Here is a 13,953-nt window from a genome sequence, read left to right on the forward strand (position 1 = left end):
TTCACCCCAGGAGCAGCGCGAACAGAGCGACGGCCGCCGTGAGCGTCAACAACAGCACGCTCCGACCGATCCCGGCCCGGATCTCGGCGTCGACGCCGGCGTTCGCGAGCAGCTGCCGCGGGTTCATCGCGACCCACTTCGCGCCCCCGACGACCCGCATCGTCGCCCGATCGACCGCGGCCCACGCCTCGGTGACGCCCCACACCGACCAGCGCCCGGCGTAGAAGGCGGCCGGGAACAGGATCGCGTCGACGTCGCGCATGTGGTGTGCGAGCCAGCCGAGCGGCCGCTTCAGCGCGAAGAAGCCGACGAAGCCGGCGACCAGCAGCGCGGCGCTCTCGGTTAGGTGGCTCCGGCTGTACGGTTTGAAGTAGACCTCCTCGCTGAGGATGAGGTCAGTGAAGGGCATCAGCTCGATCAGCTGGGCGTAGAAGACGCCGAAGAAGACGCACGCCCCCGCGGCCAGCGCCATCCCCGCGGTCTGGAACGCGGTGGCGTCGTCCGGCGACAGCGTCGCCGACCCGTGGAAGAAGACGTAGTAGCCGAGCTTGATGAACGACATGAACGTCCCCACGCCGCCGAGGACGAGTAGCCACCAGAGCAGTCCGGCGTCCAGAAGCAGCGTGTAGTCGTGGATCTCGTGGGCGGAGTCGAGCACCATCCCCTTCGAGATGAACCCGTTGAAGCCGGGCACGGCCGTAATGGAGGCCGCGCCGACGACGTAGACGAGGAAGGTGACCGGCATCACCCGCCAGAGACCCCCCATCTCGCGGATGTCCTCCACGCCGGTCCGGTAGACCACGACGCCGACCGCCATGAACAGCAGGCTCTTGTAGAGGACGTTGTTGAAGAGGTGCGCGAAGCCGCCGACCACCGCGAACTCGCCGACGGCGGTCGCGAGCCCGAACCCGGCGAGCATGTAGCCGAGCTGCGCCTGGATGTGGTACGACAGCAGGCGTCTCGGGTCGTACTGGAGCAGCGCGAAGAAGGCCCCGTACACCGCCATGAACCCGCCGAGGTACGCGAGCCACATGCCGCCCTCGGGGAACGCGCGGTACATCACGTACGCCGCGGTCTTCGTCGTGAACACCGAGAGGAACACCGACGCCGCGACGTGCGGGCGCGGGTAGGTGTCCGGCAGCCAGGAGTGGAGGAAGATGAACCCGCAGTTGATCCCGATCCCGATCGCGGCCAGCACGGTCGCGGCCGGATGGATCCCGGCGGTCGCCGAGAAGAGGACCGTCCCGGCGTTCGCGAAGTGGACGACGACGGCCGCGAGCAGGATCGTCCCGCCGGTGGCGTGAAACAGCGCGTACCGGTAGCCGGCCCGCACCGCCGCGCCGCCGTGCTGCCAGACGAGAAGCGTCGAGGTGACGGCCATCAGCTCCCAGAAGAAGACCAGGGTGAGCCAGTCGCCGGCGTAGATCGTCCCCACCGTGGTGGCGACGTAGATCAGCGCGAGCGACGTGACCCACCGCGGCGCGTCGCTGCCGTACGCGTACAGCACCGCCGCCGTCGCGAGGAAGCCGACGACGACGCCCATCAGAAGCGAGAACGGATCGACGTTGAAGAAGACCACGTCGAACCCGAGGAACGTCGTCGCGAGGTGCGCGCCCGTCCCGCCGTCGCCGAGCAGGACCGCCTGCGCGAAGACGAACGCGGTCGCTACCGCACCCAGCGCGTGTCCGGGCGCGCGCGGAAGCGCGAGCACGAGCAGCGACGCGACGGCGACGACGAGGTACGGCGGGATCGCGGTCAGCGCCGCGGTCGCGCCCGTCATGGCCGGGCCACCTCCTCGGGGAGCCGCGTGTCGACGATGAGCTCGATCAGCTCCAGGAAGCCCATCTCGTAGGGGATCACGCCGAGCAGTACCGCGAGCGCCATCGCGGTCAGGATCGGCGCGAGCGTGAACCACGTGGACTCGCTCCCCCGGAGCGCGTCGATCCCGCGCAGGTGCTCCCAGCCGCCCGGCGGCGGGCCGCCGTGGTGGTCGTCGCGATCGGCCCCGTGGCCGTCGTGGTCGGAGTCACGGTCGACGGCCGCGGGATCGTCGCCGTCGGCCGCGTCGGCGGATGCGTCCGTCGTCTCCGTCGGATCCGCCGCCCCGCGCCCGACTCCGAACGGCACGTCGGCGTCGGAGGGACGCTGGTCGACCGCGTAGTCGCCGGTGTCGACCCGCTCTGCCGGCTCCGAGAAGTCGCGCTCGCTCGTGTTGAAATCGGGCCGGACGACGCCCTCCTCGTCGGTCGGCAGGTCGTCGAGTTCGGCGTCGGGGATGTCGGAGTCGTCCGGAACGCCGGCGTCGTCGGCCGCCGATCCCTCGCTCTCGTCGCCCTCGGCGCTCTCGACGACCTCGTCGACCGCGTCCTCCTCGGACGCGTCGTCACCTTCGCGTCCCCCGTCGGTCGCCGCCAGCGTCGACCGCGACTCGCCGCCCATCGCGAAGTCGACGAGCGGCTTCGCGTCGTGGGCCTCCTCGGCCTCGAAGAAGGCGGTGTAGATGACCGGCCAGAAGTACGCGACGTTGAGAACGCCGGAGAGCAGCAGCGCTCCGGCGAGATAGTAGGCGACCGGCGTGAACGTCGCACCCATCCGGACCCCGCCGATCAGCATGTAGTACTTGCTCACGAACCCGGCGAGAAGCGGGATCCCGGCCATGCCGAGCGAGGCGACGGTGAACGCCCCCATCGTCAGCGGCATCCGCTTCCCGATCCCCGCCATCTCCGAGATGTAGTCGGTGTGCGTCGAGACGTGGAGGTTCCCCGCACAGAAGAACAGGGTGAGCTTCATGAACGCGTGCGCCGGGATGTGTAACAGCGCCCCCACGAGCCCGTACCAGCCGAACAGCCCGAGCCCGAGGACGATGTAGCTCAACTGACTCACCGTCGAGTAGGCGAGCCGCTGTTTCAGGTGGTCCTTCCGTAAGGCGATGAGCGAGGCGGCGGTCAGCGTGACCGCGCCGATCGTCGAGAGCACGAGCCCGGCCGTGAAGCCGAACGGTAACGAGAGGTCGAAGACGAGCTCCGGGCCGAACACGTCGAGGACGACCCGCGAGACGCCGAACGCGCCGGACTTGACGACCGCGACCGCGTGGAGCAGTCCGGAGACGGGCGTCGGCGCGACCATCGCCTCGGGGAGCCACTGGTGAAGCGGCATGATCCCCGCCTTCACGCCGAACCCGATCGCGAGGAGGAAGAAGGCGAGCATCGCCAGGCCGGGGTCGGCGCTCGCAAGCTCCTCGATGCCGCCGGCGGTGAACGCGACGGTCCCGGTCAGCCAGTACACCATGACCGTGCCGGCGAGGACGAGCACGCCGCCGCCGAACATCGTGTACGCGAGGTACTTCCGGCCGGCCGAGCGCGCCTCCGGCGTCTCGTCGTGCGCGACGAGCGGGTACGTCGCGATCGACAACAGCTCGTAGAAGACGAAGATCGTCACGAGGTTGCCCGCGAACGCGATCCCCATCGTCGCCGACAGCGACACGGCGAACGCGGCGAAGTAGCGCGTCTGGTTGGCCTCGTCGAGCCCGCGCATGTAGCCGATGCTATAAAACGAGGTGATTATCCAGAGGCCGGACGCGAGAAAGGCGAACAGCATCCCGAGCGCGTCCGCGCGCAACACGAGCGCGATGTCCGGGAGGAGCTCGACGATCGTCCACTCGAAGGCGGCTCCCTCGAGCACGCGCGGCAGCATCGAGGCGACGATCCCGAACTTCGCGACCGCCGCGAGGATCGTCCACCCCTCGCGGACGTTCGGCGAGCGGTACGACGCGACGACGAGCACGGCCGCGACGAGCGAGACGAGGACGGCGAACAGCGGACGTGGGTCCTGTACGATGGCTTCGGTCATGCGAACACCTCCGAGAGGTACGGGTCGAGGAGCGTCTCGAACCCGGCCCCCGCGAAGCCGAGTCCGACCGCGACGAGCGCGGCGACGACGAGGACGACGAGCGGCGCGGTCGGGACGGTTCCGGGAACCGTGGCGTCACCGCTGCCGCCGTCGGCGACCGCGGTGCCGGCGTCACGGTCCGACCCGTCGGCGTAGCCGGCGTGACCGGCGGCACCACCGTGTTCCGCGTCCTCGCGGTCGACGCCGGCGAAGTAGAGCCGCTCAATCACGCGGGCGACGTACGCCAGCGTGAACAGCGTGCTGGCGAGGATCACGGCGGCGATGCCGACCCCGACGACACCGCCCGTCGCGCCGGCGGAGCGGACCGCGCCGAGCGCGATGTACCACTTGCCGAGAAAGCCGATCGACGGGGGTATGCCGACGAGCGCGAGGCCGAGCACGGCGAGCGCGCCCGACGCGAACGGGGCGTCGCGAGCGAGGCTCGCGAGGTCCTCGACGCGGCGCGCGCCGTAGCCCGCGGCCAGCAGCGCGAGCCCGCAGAAGAGCCCGAACTTCAACAGGCCGTGGCCGACGAGGTGGACGATCCCCCCCAGCAGCGCCGTCTCGTCGGCGATCCCGACGGCGGCGACGATCATCCCGAACTGCGCGACCGAGGAGTACGCGAACATCCGTTTGAGGTCCGACTGCATGACCGCGAGCGCCGACCCCGCGAGGATCGAGACGCCGGCGACGAGGAGGATCCCCGTCACGATGGCGTCGTTGGCGGCGAGGAAGTCGACGGTGAACACGGAGTAGCTCACCCGGATCAGCGCGTAGGCGCTGGCGGTCGACACCAGCGCGGCGACGAGCGTCGTCACGGCGTCCGGCGCGCGCTGGTAGGCGTCCGGCTGCCAGGTGTGGACCGGGAACAGCGCGATCTTCAGCGCGAAGCCGACCGCGATGAAGGCGAATCCCGCCTGGACGAGCGGGTCGGTGTAGCTCGCCCGCTCGACGATCTGGACGCTCACGTCGGCCATGTTCAGCGTCCCCGTCGCGAGGAAGACGTAGCCGACGCCGACGAGGTACAGCGACGCGCCGACGGTCCCCACGACGAGGTACTTCAGCGAGGCGTACGCGCTCGCGCCCGACCGATCGGCGGCGATGAGCGCGTACGTCGTCAACCCGACGATCTCGAGGAAGACGAACAGGTTGAACAGGTCGCCCGTGAGCGAGACGCCCGCCAGCCCGCCGGCGAGCAGGAGATAGGCGCTGTGGAAGGCGTTCCCGCGCGGACCGATCGCCCGAGAGAGGACGAGCGTGGCCGCCGAGACGAGCGAGACGAGGAGGAACACCGCCGCCGACAGCTCGTCGGCGACGAGCTCGATCCCGATCGGCGGCGCGAAGCCGCCCAGCTCGTGGTCGAACGGCCCGCCGGTGTACACCTCGACCGCGACCGCGACCGCGGAGCCGACCAGTCCGAGCGTCGCGACCGCCGCGACCGGCCAGCCGACGTCGTCGTATCGCAGTCCGAGCGCGATCGGCAGCGTCGCCGCCACGATGGGGACGGCGATCGACAGCGGCAACAGCACGTCAGTCATCGCGTTCCCCTCCATTGCCGCTCGACTCCTCGCCGGGAAGGCCCGGACTCGCGGGCAGCGACCCCTCCTCGCGCAGCAGCTCGCGGAGCGTGTCGACCCGGAGCGTCCCGTACTCGTCGTAGATCCGGATACACAGTGCGAGCGCCACCGCGGTGAGGCTCACGCCGACGACGATGGCCGTGAGCACGAGCACGTGCGGGAGGGGGCTGACGTACGGCCCGCCCCCGCCCCCCGACGGGACGATGGGGATCGCCCCGCCGTCGACGTACGCCGAGGCGATGAACAGCAGGAAGATGGCCGTCTGGAACAGGTTGAGTCCGATCACTTTCTTCACGAGGTTGGGGTTGGCGATCATCATGTAGAGCCCGATACAGAGAAGCAGCGCGAACACCAGGTACGCGTGCCGCGTCCCGAGGACGTCAAGCGCCGACTGCGCGGGGAGCGCGGTCGGCGGGACGACCGCGGCGGTCGCGCTCGCGGCCGACCGGACGGCCCCGGCGGCGAGCGCGGTCGACGCCGCCGTCATCGCGACCCCCCGTCCGTCGCTGAGCGACCGGCCGAGCCGCCGTCACGGTCGACTTCGCCGGTCTCGTCGGCCCCGCCGGCTCCGCCCGTTTCGCCGGCTTCGCCGTCGGTCGACTCCTCGTCCCCTTCCGAATCGAGGTAACCGCGCTCCCCGATGGGCGATCCGGAGCCCTCGCCGTTGAACCCGCGCGCGAGCACGAAGAACAGCCCGACGAGCACGCCGCTCACGATGGGTGCGATGCCGACGATCTCCACGGCCTCCATCCCGTACTTCACGGGGTCGAGGAACGGGATCGGGAGGAGGTCGTACTGGAGGAACGCGCCGCCGCGGGCGACCGGCACCAGTCCGAGTCCGGCGAACACGAGCGTCCCGCCGACCGCGAGCGCGACGACGACCGTGTTGGCGAGCCACTGCCGGGTGGACTCGATGCCGAACGCGAAGGCGATCATGAACACGACCGCCGCCGCGATCGCGCCGCCCTGGAAGCCGCCGCCGGGCGAGCCGCCGCCGTGGAAGGTGACGAACAGCCCGTAGGTGAACGCGAACGGGGCGACGACCTTCACGGTGGACATGATCACCTGGCTCTCCGTGTACGGCGGCCCCTGCCGCGTCTCCGCGTCGAGGCGACCAGCGCTCGCGCGAGCGGGCTCGTCGGCGGGGTCGCTCGCCTCGCCGCCGGAGGCGTCGCTCATGCGAACACCTCCCGTCGGAGGACGATGAGCGCGGCGATCCCGGCCGCGAAGACGACGACCGCCTCGCCGAAGGTGTCGAACCCGCGGAACGCCGCCAACACCGCCATCACGGTGTTCTCGACGCCGGTCTGAGCGTACGTCTCGGCGAGGTACCACTGGCTGACGTCGGGGTTCCCCCACACCGGCGCGTCGGGCGACCCGACCGCGGGGACGTCGACCATCGTGACCGCGAGCCCGGCGAACAGCAGGCCGACCGCGCCCGCCGCCGGGTAGTTCACCGACTCGAAGGCGGCCTCGTGGTCGATCCGGGTGGTCTTCGCGAGCGTGAGAAGCAACAGCACCGTCGTCACGCCCGCCGAGACCGCCGCCTCCGTCAGCGCCACGTCGGGCGCGCGGTAGAAGGTGTACAGCGCGGCCATCCCGAGGCTGTACGCTCCGAAGATGATGACCGCGGCGAGCACGTCGCGGGCGAACGCGGTCGCCAGCGCCGTGAGGACGACGAAGACGAAGAGGCTCGCCTCGATCGCGGAGATCCCGGCGACGACGGGGGTCGCGCCCGTCATCGGCGCTCGTCCCCCTCCGTCCACGGCACGATCCCCTCCTCGAAGGCGGCGCGCGCGATGGCGTGTGCCGCCGTCGGGTTCGTCACGAAGATGAAGAACAACAGGAGCACGGTCTTGAAGCCCGCGCCGTCCCAGCCGGCCGCGAGCGCGACCGCCGCGAGCGTGAACCCCGCGCCGAGCGTGTCCGCCTGCGAGGCGGTGTGCGCCCGCGAGTAGACGTCGGGCAGCCGGAGCACGCCGGTCATCGACACGAAGGTGAAAAAGAGCCCGCAGAGGCCGAAGACGACGATCAGCGCGAGCCTGACGGGGGCGATCGCGTCGATCACAGGACCCCACCCCGCTCGACGGTGAACTTCGAGATGGCGATGGCCATCAGGAAGTTCAACAGCGCGTACACCAACGCGATGTCGAGGAACGTCGGCTCCCCGAGCGCCGCCCCGAGGATCGCGAGGATCACCACGGTGTTGGTCCCGAGCACGTTGACCGCGAGCACGCGGTCCTGCATCGTCGGCCCCTTCACCGCCCGGTAGAGCATCCCGATCGCGAGGACGACGAAGCCGGCGGCTACGACGAGCAGGAAGTCCTCCACGGCGTAGCCGGCCGCGAGGGGCGCGTCGACGACGCTCATTCCGCCGTCACCTCTCCGTCGGCCGTGTCGGAATCGTCGTCACGGTCGTTCGCGGCCGACGAGGCCGCGGAGGGGTCCTCCCGCTCCGAGCCGCCGTCGGCGCGCGCGCCGGGGTACTCCTCGGTCGCGTCCGGTCCCTGGAAGATCCCGACGTCGTCGCGCTCGCGGGGCGTCGGCAGCCGCGCGGCCTCCCGGCCGTAGAAGACGAACCGGGTCCACCGCTCCAGCGACCCGTCGAAGAGCCCGTCGCGGGCCCACGGGATGAGCGAGTGGACGTAGAGGTTCCCGTCGCGCGCCCGGACGGTGAGAGTGCCGGGCGTCAGCGTGATCGAGTTCGCGAGCGTGGTCACCGGGAGCCCGCTGCCGACGATCACGCGGACCCGGTTGAGCGTCGGCTCGATCGGCATCCGCGGGTCGAGGATCACCCGCGCGACGACCACGTTGGACTTGAGTATCTCGAAGAGGAGGGCGGGGACGTACACCGCGCCGCGGAGCAGCCGCATCGGCGTCCGCGCCAGCGACGGGTCCGCGTCGAGGCTGACTCGCGAGAGCGTGACCGCGACGATCGTCGCGCTCGCGACGCCGGTCACGACGTCGAACGGGTAGAAGGGATCGCCGAGCGCGAGGTAGAAGGCGAGCGACAGCCCGAAGATCGCCGCGAACCGGATCCCGGTCGCCTCCTTGCGGAGTCGTTCTCGGCGGGTCGGCCGGGCGACCGGCGCCTCGCGGACGACGAGGTCGGTCCGCGAGAGCGCGAACTCGAGCGACTGGAGCAGCGTCGTGTTCCCCACGGGGGTGTACTCCGGGTCCAACACGACATGTTCGATCCCGTGATCGTCGGCGTACGCGACGAGCTCGCGGACGTAGTCGTCCGCGCCGAAGAGGTACTCGTCGCCGCCGACGACCGTGGTGGCGACCGCCACGTCGCCGACGTCGACGTCGTCGACGTCCGCGAGGTCGGCCTCCGCCCACGTCGACACGCGTTCGAGGAGTCGATCGACGCTCGCCTCGCGGTCGAACGCCTCCGGATCGCCCTCGCGCCAGGTGGCGAAGACGACGAAGTGGATCGCGGAGAACTCGCCGTCGGCCGCGGACTCGACGAGGTGCGTGACCGTCGCGCGCAGCGTCGGCGTCGACTCGATGGGGACGACGACGGAACCGCCCTTCGGACCGAGGCCTCCGCCGTCAGCCACCGGATTCACCTCCCGTGGCGTCGGGGATGGCCGTCTGGCTACACATGGATATGTCTACCCGAGGCGTGGCCCTACCGCCCCAAAACAGTTTGTATCCCGGTCGGATCGCTCCGGGTCAGGTCGGCCGATCCGATCGGCTCTCGCCGTCGCGTTCGAGGACCGCCGCCAGCCGCTCCGCGATCCGGCCGGCGACGACGTCTTTCGTCCCGGACACCGGCTCCGGATCCGCGCCCTCCGCGCCGACGAGCAGGACGCGCGTCCGGTCGTCGCCCATCACGCTCGCGTCGTTGGCGACGACGAACGCGAGCCCGACGCGGTCGCGGATGCGTTCGGCCTCCGCGACCATCGCCGCGTCGTCGCCGGACGTCTCGGCTTTGAACCCCACGAGCGGGAGGTCCGGGTGCGCCTCCCGGACCGAGTCGAGCAGCTTCGGCGTCGGTCGCAGGTCGACGGAGAGGGGGGACCCCGACCGGATCTTCTCGTCGACGGCGTCGGCGGTGAAATCGGAGATGGCCGCCGCCGACACCAGCGCGTCCGCGGTCGCGGCCGCCTGCCGGCAGGCGGCGATCATCTCGTCGGCGGTCTCGACCGCGACGACGTCGGCGTAGGGGACCTCGGGGCCGTCCTGGACGAGCGTCACGTCCGCCCCGCGGACGTAACACGCGCGGGCGACCGCCCGCCCCGTCTTGCCGGACGCCCGGTTGGTTATGATTCGGATCGGGTCGATCCGCTCCTTGGTCGCGCCCGCGGTGACGACGACGTGCGCCCCCGAGAGGACGTCCGGCGTCGTCGCGCGAGCGACCTCCGTGAGGACCGTCGACTCCGCGGCGATCTTGGCTTTCCCCTCCTCCACCCGCGGGTCGGCGAACGTCACGCCCCACGCCGCGAGCCGGTCGAGCGCCTCCAGCACGCCCGGATGGTCGTACATCGGCTCGTGCATCGCCGGGGCCATCACGACGGGCACGCCCGCGCCGAGCGCCGTGGTCGCGCAGGTGGTCACCGGCGTGTCGTCGACGGCGGCCGCGACCTTTCCGGCGGTGTTGGCGGTCGCCGGGGCCAGGAGGAGGACGTCCGCCCAGCCGTCGCGCCCGCAGAGCTCGACGTGCTCGACGTCGCCGGTGATCTCGGTGACGACGGGCTCGTCGGTGGCGAAGTCGACCGCCCACGGGTGGACGATGTTCGTCGCGGCCGGCGTCATCACCGCACGGACGCTCGCGCCGTGGCGGCGAAGCTCGTGGGCGAGCTCGACCACCTTCACCGCCGCGATGCTGCCCGAGACGCCCAGCCCGACGTTGACCCCCGCTAACATTACCGGGCGTTCCCGCCCCGGCGGCTTATAAGGTTGCGTTCGGCGGCGTCACGCCACGCCCATCTCCTCGAGCCGCTCGGGGAGGTACGTCTCGGTGACGAAGTCGAGGCCGCGGCTCGCGAGCGACTGCTGTTCGGACTTCTTGCCGACGTCGAGCTGGAGCTCGATCTGCTCCTCCCAGTAGTCCGTCTGGAACCGCGGGTCCTCGAGCTCCGACTCGAGGGCGTTGACGTCGGAGTCCGAGAGCGGGTCCGACGGGAGGTCGTACTCCACGATGTCGGCCGGCTGGATCCCGACGAACCGCGCCTCCGGCGTCGCGAGGTACTTCGAGAGGTGCGCCGACTTGATCGACCCGTACGCGACGGAGCCGAAGATCCGGTACGACCAGGGGTCGCCGTCGGTGAAGACGACCACGGGTAAATCGAGCTCGTCGCGGAAGCGCTTCGTCAGCCGGCGCGTGGCGCGGGCCGGCTGTCCGCCCAGGTGGACGATCAGCGCGTCGTACGCCTCGTCGAAGCCGTTCTCGACGAGCCGGTCGCGCATCCCGCCGGTCTCGACGCAGAGGACGAACTCGGCGTCGTTCTCGAGGAACTCGATGGTGTCCGGGTTGTTGGGGATCTGGTAGCCGCCCTGCCCGACGTCGAGCTGGCAGTGGATGTCGCGGTCGCCGCGGTTGGTCTGCTCGCGGAGCCGCAGCGGGCCCATCACCTTCGCGCCCGACTCCTCCGGACGCATGTGGAAGTCCTCGCGGGTCGCGCCCGTGACGATCTCGAGGTCCTCGACGAGGTCGTTCGACTCGTCCTGGCTGTTGAACTGCGCCTCGTCGTTGTCCCACGACTCGGAGAGGTAGTACAGCTCACGCAGCGTCGAGGAGCGGTCCTCGTCGAGCTGGTCCGCGAGGAACTCGATGGTGAAGGCGGCCTTCAACAGCTTGCGCGCGCCGTTGACGGAGTTCGCGCTCCGGACCGACGTGCGGTCGCCGTACGTCCACACCCCGCTCTCCTCGTCGTACTCGATGTTGCTTTTCGTCCGGGTCGGCAGCTCCATCTCCGGGATCCGCCCGGCCGCGAACTGGTCGTAGAAGTCGGCGGCCAGGTCGATGAGCTGGTCTCGTGCGTCCGTGTTCGTCGTCATTCGTTCACCGTGAGTTTCTCCGTCTCGACGCCGCCGACACTGATCTCGAAGTCGGCGTCGCCGTCGACGCTGTATGTCAGTTCCCGCTCGTCGCCCGAGGCCACCTCGGGCTTCCACTGGACGAACCACTCGCCGTCCATGTCCACGACCGTCCCCGCGGAGAGGTCGGTCGGCTCGGCCGAGACGATGTCCGTGATCTCCAACTCCTCGTTCACGTCCGAGTGGTTCTCGACGACGAGCCGGACCGTGCCGTCCTCGCGTTCGCGCTCGACGCTGACGTTGTTCATGATACGGGCCAGCGCGCCGTCGATGTCGGGCCGCGGCCGGCCGGTCACCTCCGAGACCTTGTCGGCCATCTCCGGGAGGATCCGGCCGAGAACGTCCCGTTTCTCCCGGCGCTGTTGCATCGAGCGCCGTCTGTTGAGGTACGACTTCAGCTCGCGGGCCGCCTCCCGGACCGCGAGCTCGATCTCGTCTTCGATCGCGGGGACGTTCGCGATCGCGTCCTTCGACTCGCTCGTGAACGGGACGTTCGTGGACGCGACGTGGATCGATATCACCGCCGGCCCGTTGGGCATCCCCGAGCCGCCGGGCTGGTCGAGCCCGTAGTTGCGCCACCCGATGGTGCGGATCACGTCGGTGGTCGCACACGCGCCGCGCTGGTAGACGAGCGGGACCCGGTTCGCGAACCGCAGGAGCTCGACGGAGCCCTCCGCGGGGATCTCCCCGCCGTAGGCGATCCCGGCCTCGACGATGAACGGGTCGCCGCCGTGGACCTCGGCGTCGCGGGTCGCCGCCGCGTAGAAGTCGGCGTCGTACTCCTTGCGGAGCCCGGCCTCGACGAGTTCCGCCGTGATCGGCGCGAGACAGTCCGTCGGCGGCGCGAGGATGTCCGTGCCGCGCATCGCCTCGAGGAGGTCGGCCGCAGCGTCGCGGTTCCCCGCCACCGCCCGCACCTTCGGCGGGTCGTCGGGGACGGTCCGCGCGTGCGACCAGACCGCCTCGGCGACGTTCTCGCGGGCGGTCTCGCCGAACGTCGCGTCGTGCTGGTCGGCGACGAAACCCGCCGCGTCCGCGACGAGCCGGTCGAGGTCGTCGCGGGCGATCCGGAACGCGTCGCCGTCGAGATCCGCGATCCGGAACGCGAGCGCCTCCGCCATCGCCCTGACCGCCCCGTCGTCCTTCCGCGTCGAGGTGGCCCCGTCGACGAGCGCGTAGAGGTCGGCCACGATCGGCGAGTCGGCGGCGGCGTCCGCATCGTCCGGATCCGCGGCGTTCGAGGCCGCGCCGTCGTCGCCGACGCCGGCGATCACCCGCCACGCGGCCGCCGTCGCGTTCTCACGGACCGTCGAGCCGAACGTGCGGCCGGTGTCGTCCTCGACGCCGTCCGCGACGTTCCCGACGATCGTCTCGAGCTCCGAGCGGGAGAGGCGGTCGTTGTCGGCCACCGTCTCCGCGACCCCCTCCGCGAAGGCGCTCGTCGCGGCCGCGCCCTTGTTGGCGACGGCCGCCTCGACCGCGTCCGCGACGTCGTCGTTCGTCGCGCCCGCCACCGTCGACCGGGCCGACGGCGGCGACCAGGACAGCTCCCGGCCGAAGTGCCGGTCGCGGAACGCGTCGATGACCGAGTCGGCGGTCTTCTTGCCGACCCGCGTGAACTCCTCCTGGAGGAACCCGGAGACCGAGTACGACTCCGTCGCCTCCAGCATCTTGATGAGCGCGCCAAGCTCGACGCCGTGCGGGTGCGGACGGATCTCCTCGGTCTCCGCCGGCAGCTCGTCGGTCGCGCGCTCGAACTTCCAGGGCTCCTCGAGCCCCGGCTCCCGCAGCTCGATCCGGGCGTGCGGGTTGACGACCGCGGTGTGTTTCACGTAGTCGTGGAGCTGCGAGCGCGCCCGCATGTTCGCCTCCATCTCCAGTTCGATCCGCGTGCCGTGCGGGCGGTCCCAGGAGGTGGTCTCGTCGACGCTGATCTCGGGCTCGTTCGTGTCGGTGTCGATGATCAGCTCGAAGTACTGCGCCTCCGACTGCCCCTTCGGGCGCGACGTGATCCGCGCGGGCTGGCCGGACGTGAGCTGGGAGTAGAGCACCGCCGCCGAGATGCCGATCCCCTGTTGTCCGCGGTTCTGCTCCCGCTTGTGAAACCGCGAGCCGTACAGGAGTTTCCCGAAGACCTTCGGGAGCTGTTCTTTGGTGATGCCCGGTCCGTTGTCCTCGATCACGAGTCGGTAGTAGTCGCCGACCTCCGTGATCTCGACGTAGACGTCGGGGAGGATCCCGGCCTCCTCGGTCGCGTCGAGGGCGTTGTCGACCGCCTCCTTGACGGCGGTGACGAGCCCGCGAGCGCCCGAGTCGAACCCGAGCATGTGTTTGTTCTTCTCGAAGAACTCGGCGATGGAGATCTCGCGCTGGCTCTCGGCCAGCTCCTCCGCGATCCCCTCGTCCTCGCCGAGGCTCGACTGGAAGGACGTCATTCGGTGCC

At 70.5% G+C, this 13,953-nt stretch carries 12 protein-coding genes; all 12 read right to left on the bottom strand.

The window, feature by feature from the left end:
- Window position 1: 1 nt before the first annotated feature.
- Window positions 2-1,780 (bottom strand): Na(+)/H(+) antiporter subunit D, encoded by a 1,779-nt coding sequence (locus NO889_RS10345; protein WP_256412172.1) that lies wholly within the window; start codon window positions 1,778-1,780, stop codon window positions 2-4.
- Window positions 1,777-3,849 (bottom strand): proton-conducting transporter transmembrane domain-containing protein, encoded by a 2,073-nt coding sequence (locus NO889_RS10350; protein ID WP_256412173.1) that lies wholly within the window; start codon window positions 3,847-3,849, stop codon window positions 1,777-1,779. The genes NO889_RS10345 and NO889_RS10350 overlap by 4 nt, the downstream gene beginning before the upstream one ends.
- On the bottom strand, window positions 3,846-5,426 hold the full coding sequence (locus tag NO889_RS10355) for a proton-conducting transporter transmembrane domain-containing protein (protein WP_256412221.1): 1,581 nt from the start codon (window positions 5,424-5,426) through the stop codon (window positions 3,846-3,848). The genes NO889_RS10350 and NO889_RS10355 overlap by 4 nt, the downstream gene beginning before the upstream one ends.
- The gene (locus NO889_RS10360) at window positions 5,419-5,952 is read right to left on the bottom strand and encodes a cation:proton antiporter subunit C (RefSeq protein WP_256412174.1); all 534 of its coding nucleotides are present in this window, start codon (window positions 5,950-5,952) and stop codon (window positions 5,419-5,421) included. Before NO889_RS10360 ends, NO889_RS10355 begins: the two co-directional genes overlap by 8 nt.
- The gene (locus NO889_RS10365; protein WP_256412175.1) at window positions 5,949-6,644 is read right to left on the bottom strand and encodes an MnhB domain-containing protein; all 696 of its coding nucleotides are present in this window, start codon (window positions 6,642-6,644) and stop codon (window positions 5,949-5,951) included. Before NO889_RS10365 ends, NO889_RS10360 begins: the two co-directional genes overlap by 4 nt.
- Window positions 6,641-7,207: a DUF4040 domain-containing protein gene (locus tag NO889_RS10370; RefSeq protein WP_256412177.1), complete on the bottom strand. Its 567-nt coding sequence runs from the start codon at window positions 7,205-7,207 to the stop codon at window positions 6,641-6,643. Before NO889_RS10370 ends, NO889_RS10365 begins: the two co-directional genes overlap by 4 nt.
- Complete coding sequence (mnhG, locus tag NO889_RS10375) at window positions 7,204-7,530, bottom strand: monovalent cation/H(+) antiporter subunit G (RefSeq protein WP_256412222.1); 327 nt, start codon at window positions 7,528-7,530, stop codon at window positions 7,204-7,206. Before mnhG ends, NO889_RS10370 begins: the two co-directional genes overlap by 4 nt.
- Window positions 7,530-7,835: a cation:proton antiporter gene (locus tag NO889_RS10380; RefSeq protein WP_256412178.1), complete on the bottom strand. Its 306-nt coding sequence runs from the start codon at window positions 7,833-7,835 to the stop codon at window positions 7,530-7,532. The genes mnhG and NO889_RS10380 overlap by 1 nt, the downstream gene beginning before the upstream one ends.
- Window positions 7,832-9,028, bottom strand: a complete 1,197-nt coding sequence (locus NO889_RS10385; protein WP_256412179.1) for a monovalent cation/H+ antiporter subunit E — start codon at window positions 9,026-9,028, stop codon at window positions 7,832-7,834. Before NO889_RS10385 ends, NO889_RS10380 begins: the two co-directional genes overlap by 4 nt.
- A gap of 115 nt (window positions 9,029-9,143) precedes the next feature.
- The gene (gene coaBC, locus NO889_RS10390; protein WP_256412180.1) at window positions 9,144-10,337 is read right to left on the bottom strand and encodes a bifunctional phosphopantothenoylcysteine decarboxylase/phosphopantothenate--cysteine ligase CoaBC; all 1,194 of its coding nucleotides are present in this window, start codon (window positions 10,335-10,337) and stop codon (window positions 9,144-9,146) included.
- 48 nt (window positions 10,338-10,385) lie between these two features.
- Complete coding sequence (locus NO889_RS10395) at window positions 10,386-11,471, bottom strand: DNA topoisomerase IV subunit A (protein WP_256412181.1); 1,086 nt, start codon at window positions 11,469-11,471, stop codon at window positions 10,386-10,388.
- Window positions 11,468-13,945, bottom strand: a complete 2,478-nt coding sequence (locus NO889_RS10400) for a DNA topoisomerase VI subunit B (protein ID WP_256412182.1) — start codon at window positions 13,943-13,945, stop codon at window positions 11,468-11,470. The genes NO889_RS10395 and NO889_RS10400 overlap by 4 nt, the downstream gene beginning before the upstream one ends.
- Window positions 13,946-13,953 lie beyond the last annotated feature (8 nt).

It is taken from the genome of Halorubrum rubrum (assembly GCF_024494685.1).
GTDB classification, from domain to species: Archaea; Halobacteriota; Halobacteria; order Halobacteriales; family Haloferacaceae; genus Halorubrum; species Halorubrum rubrum.

Bases quoted from the DNA above. Each gene is read 5' to 3' on its own strand.
- NO889_RS10345 (WP_256412172.1), bottom strand. From the start codon at position 1,780: ATGACGGGCGCGACCGCGGCGCTGACCGCGATCCCGCCGTACCTCGTC.
- NO889_RS10350 (WP_256412173.1), bottom strand. From the start codon at position 3,849: ATGACCGAAGCCATCGTACAGGACCCACGTCCGCTGTTCGCCGTCCTC.
- NO889_RS10355 (WP_256412221.1), bottom strand. From the start codon at position 5,426: ATGACTGACGTGCTGTTGCCGCTGTCGATCGCCGTCCCCATCGTGGCG.
- NO889_RS10360 (WP_256412174.1), bottom strand. From the start codon at position 5,952: ATGACGGCGGCGTCGACCGCGCTCGCCGCCGGGGCCGTCCGGTCGGCC.
- NO889_RS10365 (WP_256412175.1), bottom strand. From the start codon at position 6,644: ATGAGCGACGCCTCCGGCGGCGAGGCGAGCGACCCCGCCGACGAGCCC.
- NO889_RS10370 (WP_256412177.1), bottom strand. From the start codon at position 7,207: ATGACGGGCGCGACCCCCGTCGTCGCCGGGATCTCCGCGATCGAGGCG.
- NO889_RS10380 (WP_256412178.1), bottom strand. From the start codon at position 7,835: ATGAGCGTCGTCGACGCGCCCCTCGCGGCCGGCTACGCCGTGGAGGAC.
- coaBC (WP_256412180.1), bottom strand. From the start codon at position 10,337: ATGTTAGCGGGGGTCAACGTCGGGCTGGGCGTCTCGGGCAGCATCGCG.
- NO889_RS10395 (WP_256412181.1), bottom strand. From the start codon at position 11,471: ATGACGACGAACACGGACGCACGAGACCAGCTCATCGACCTGGCCGCC.
- NO889_RS10400 (WP_256412182.1), bottom strand. From the start codon at position 13,945: ATGACGTCCTTCCAGTCGAGCCTCGGCGAGGACGAGGGGATCGCGGAG.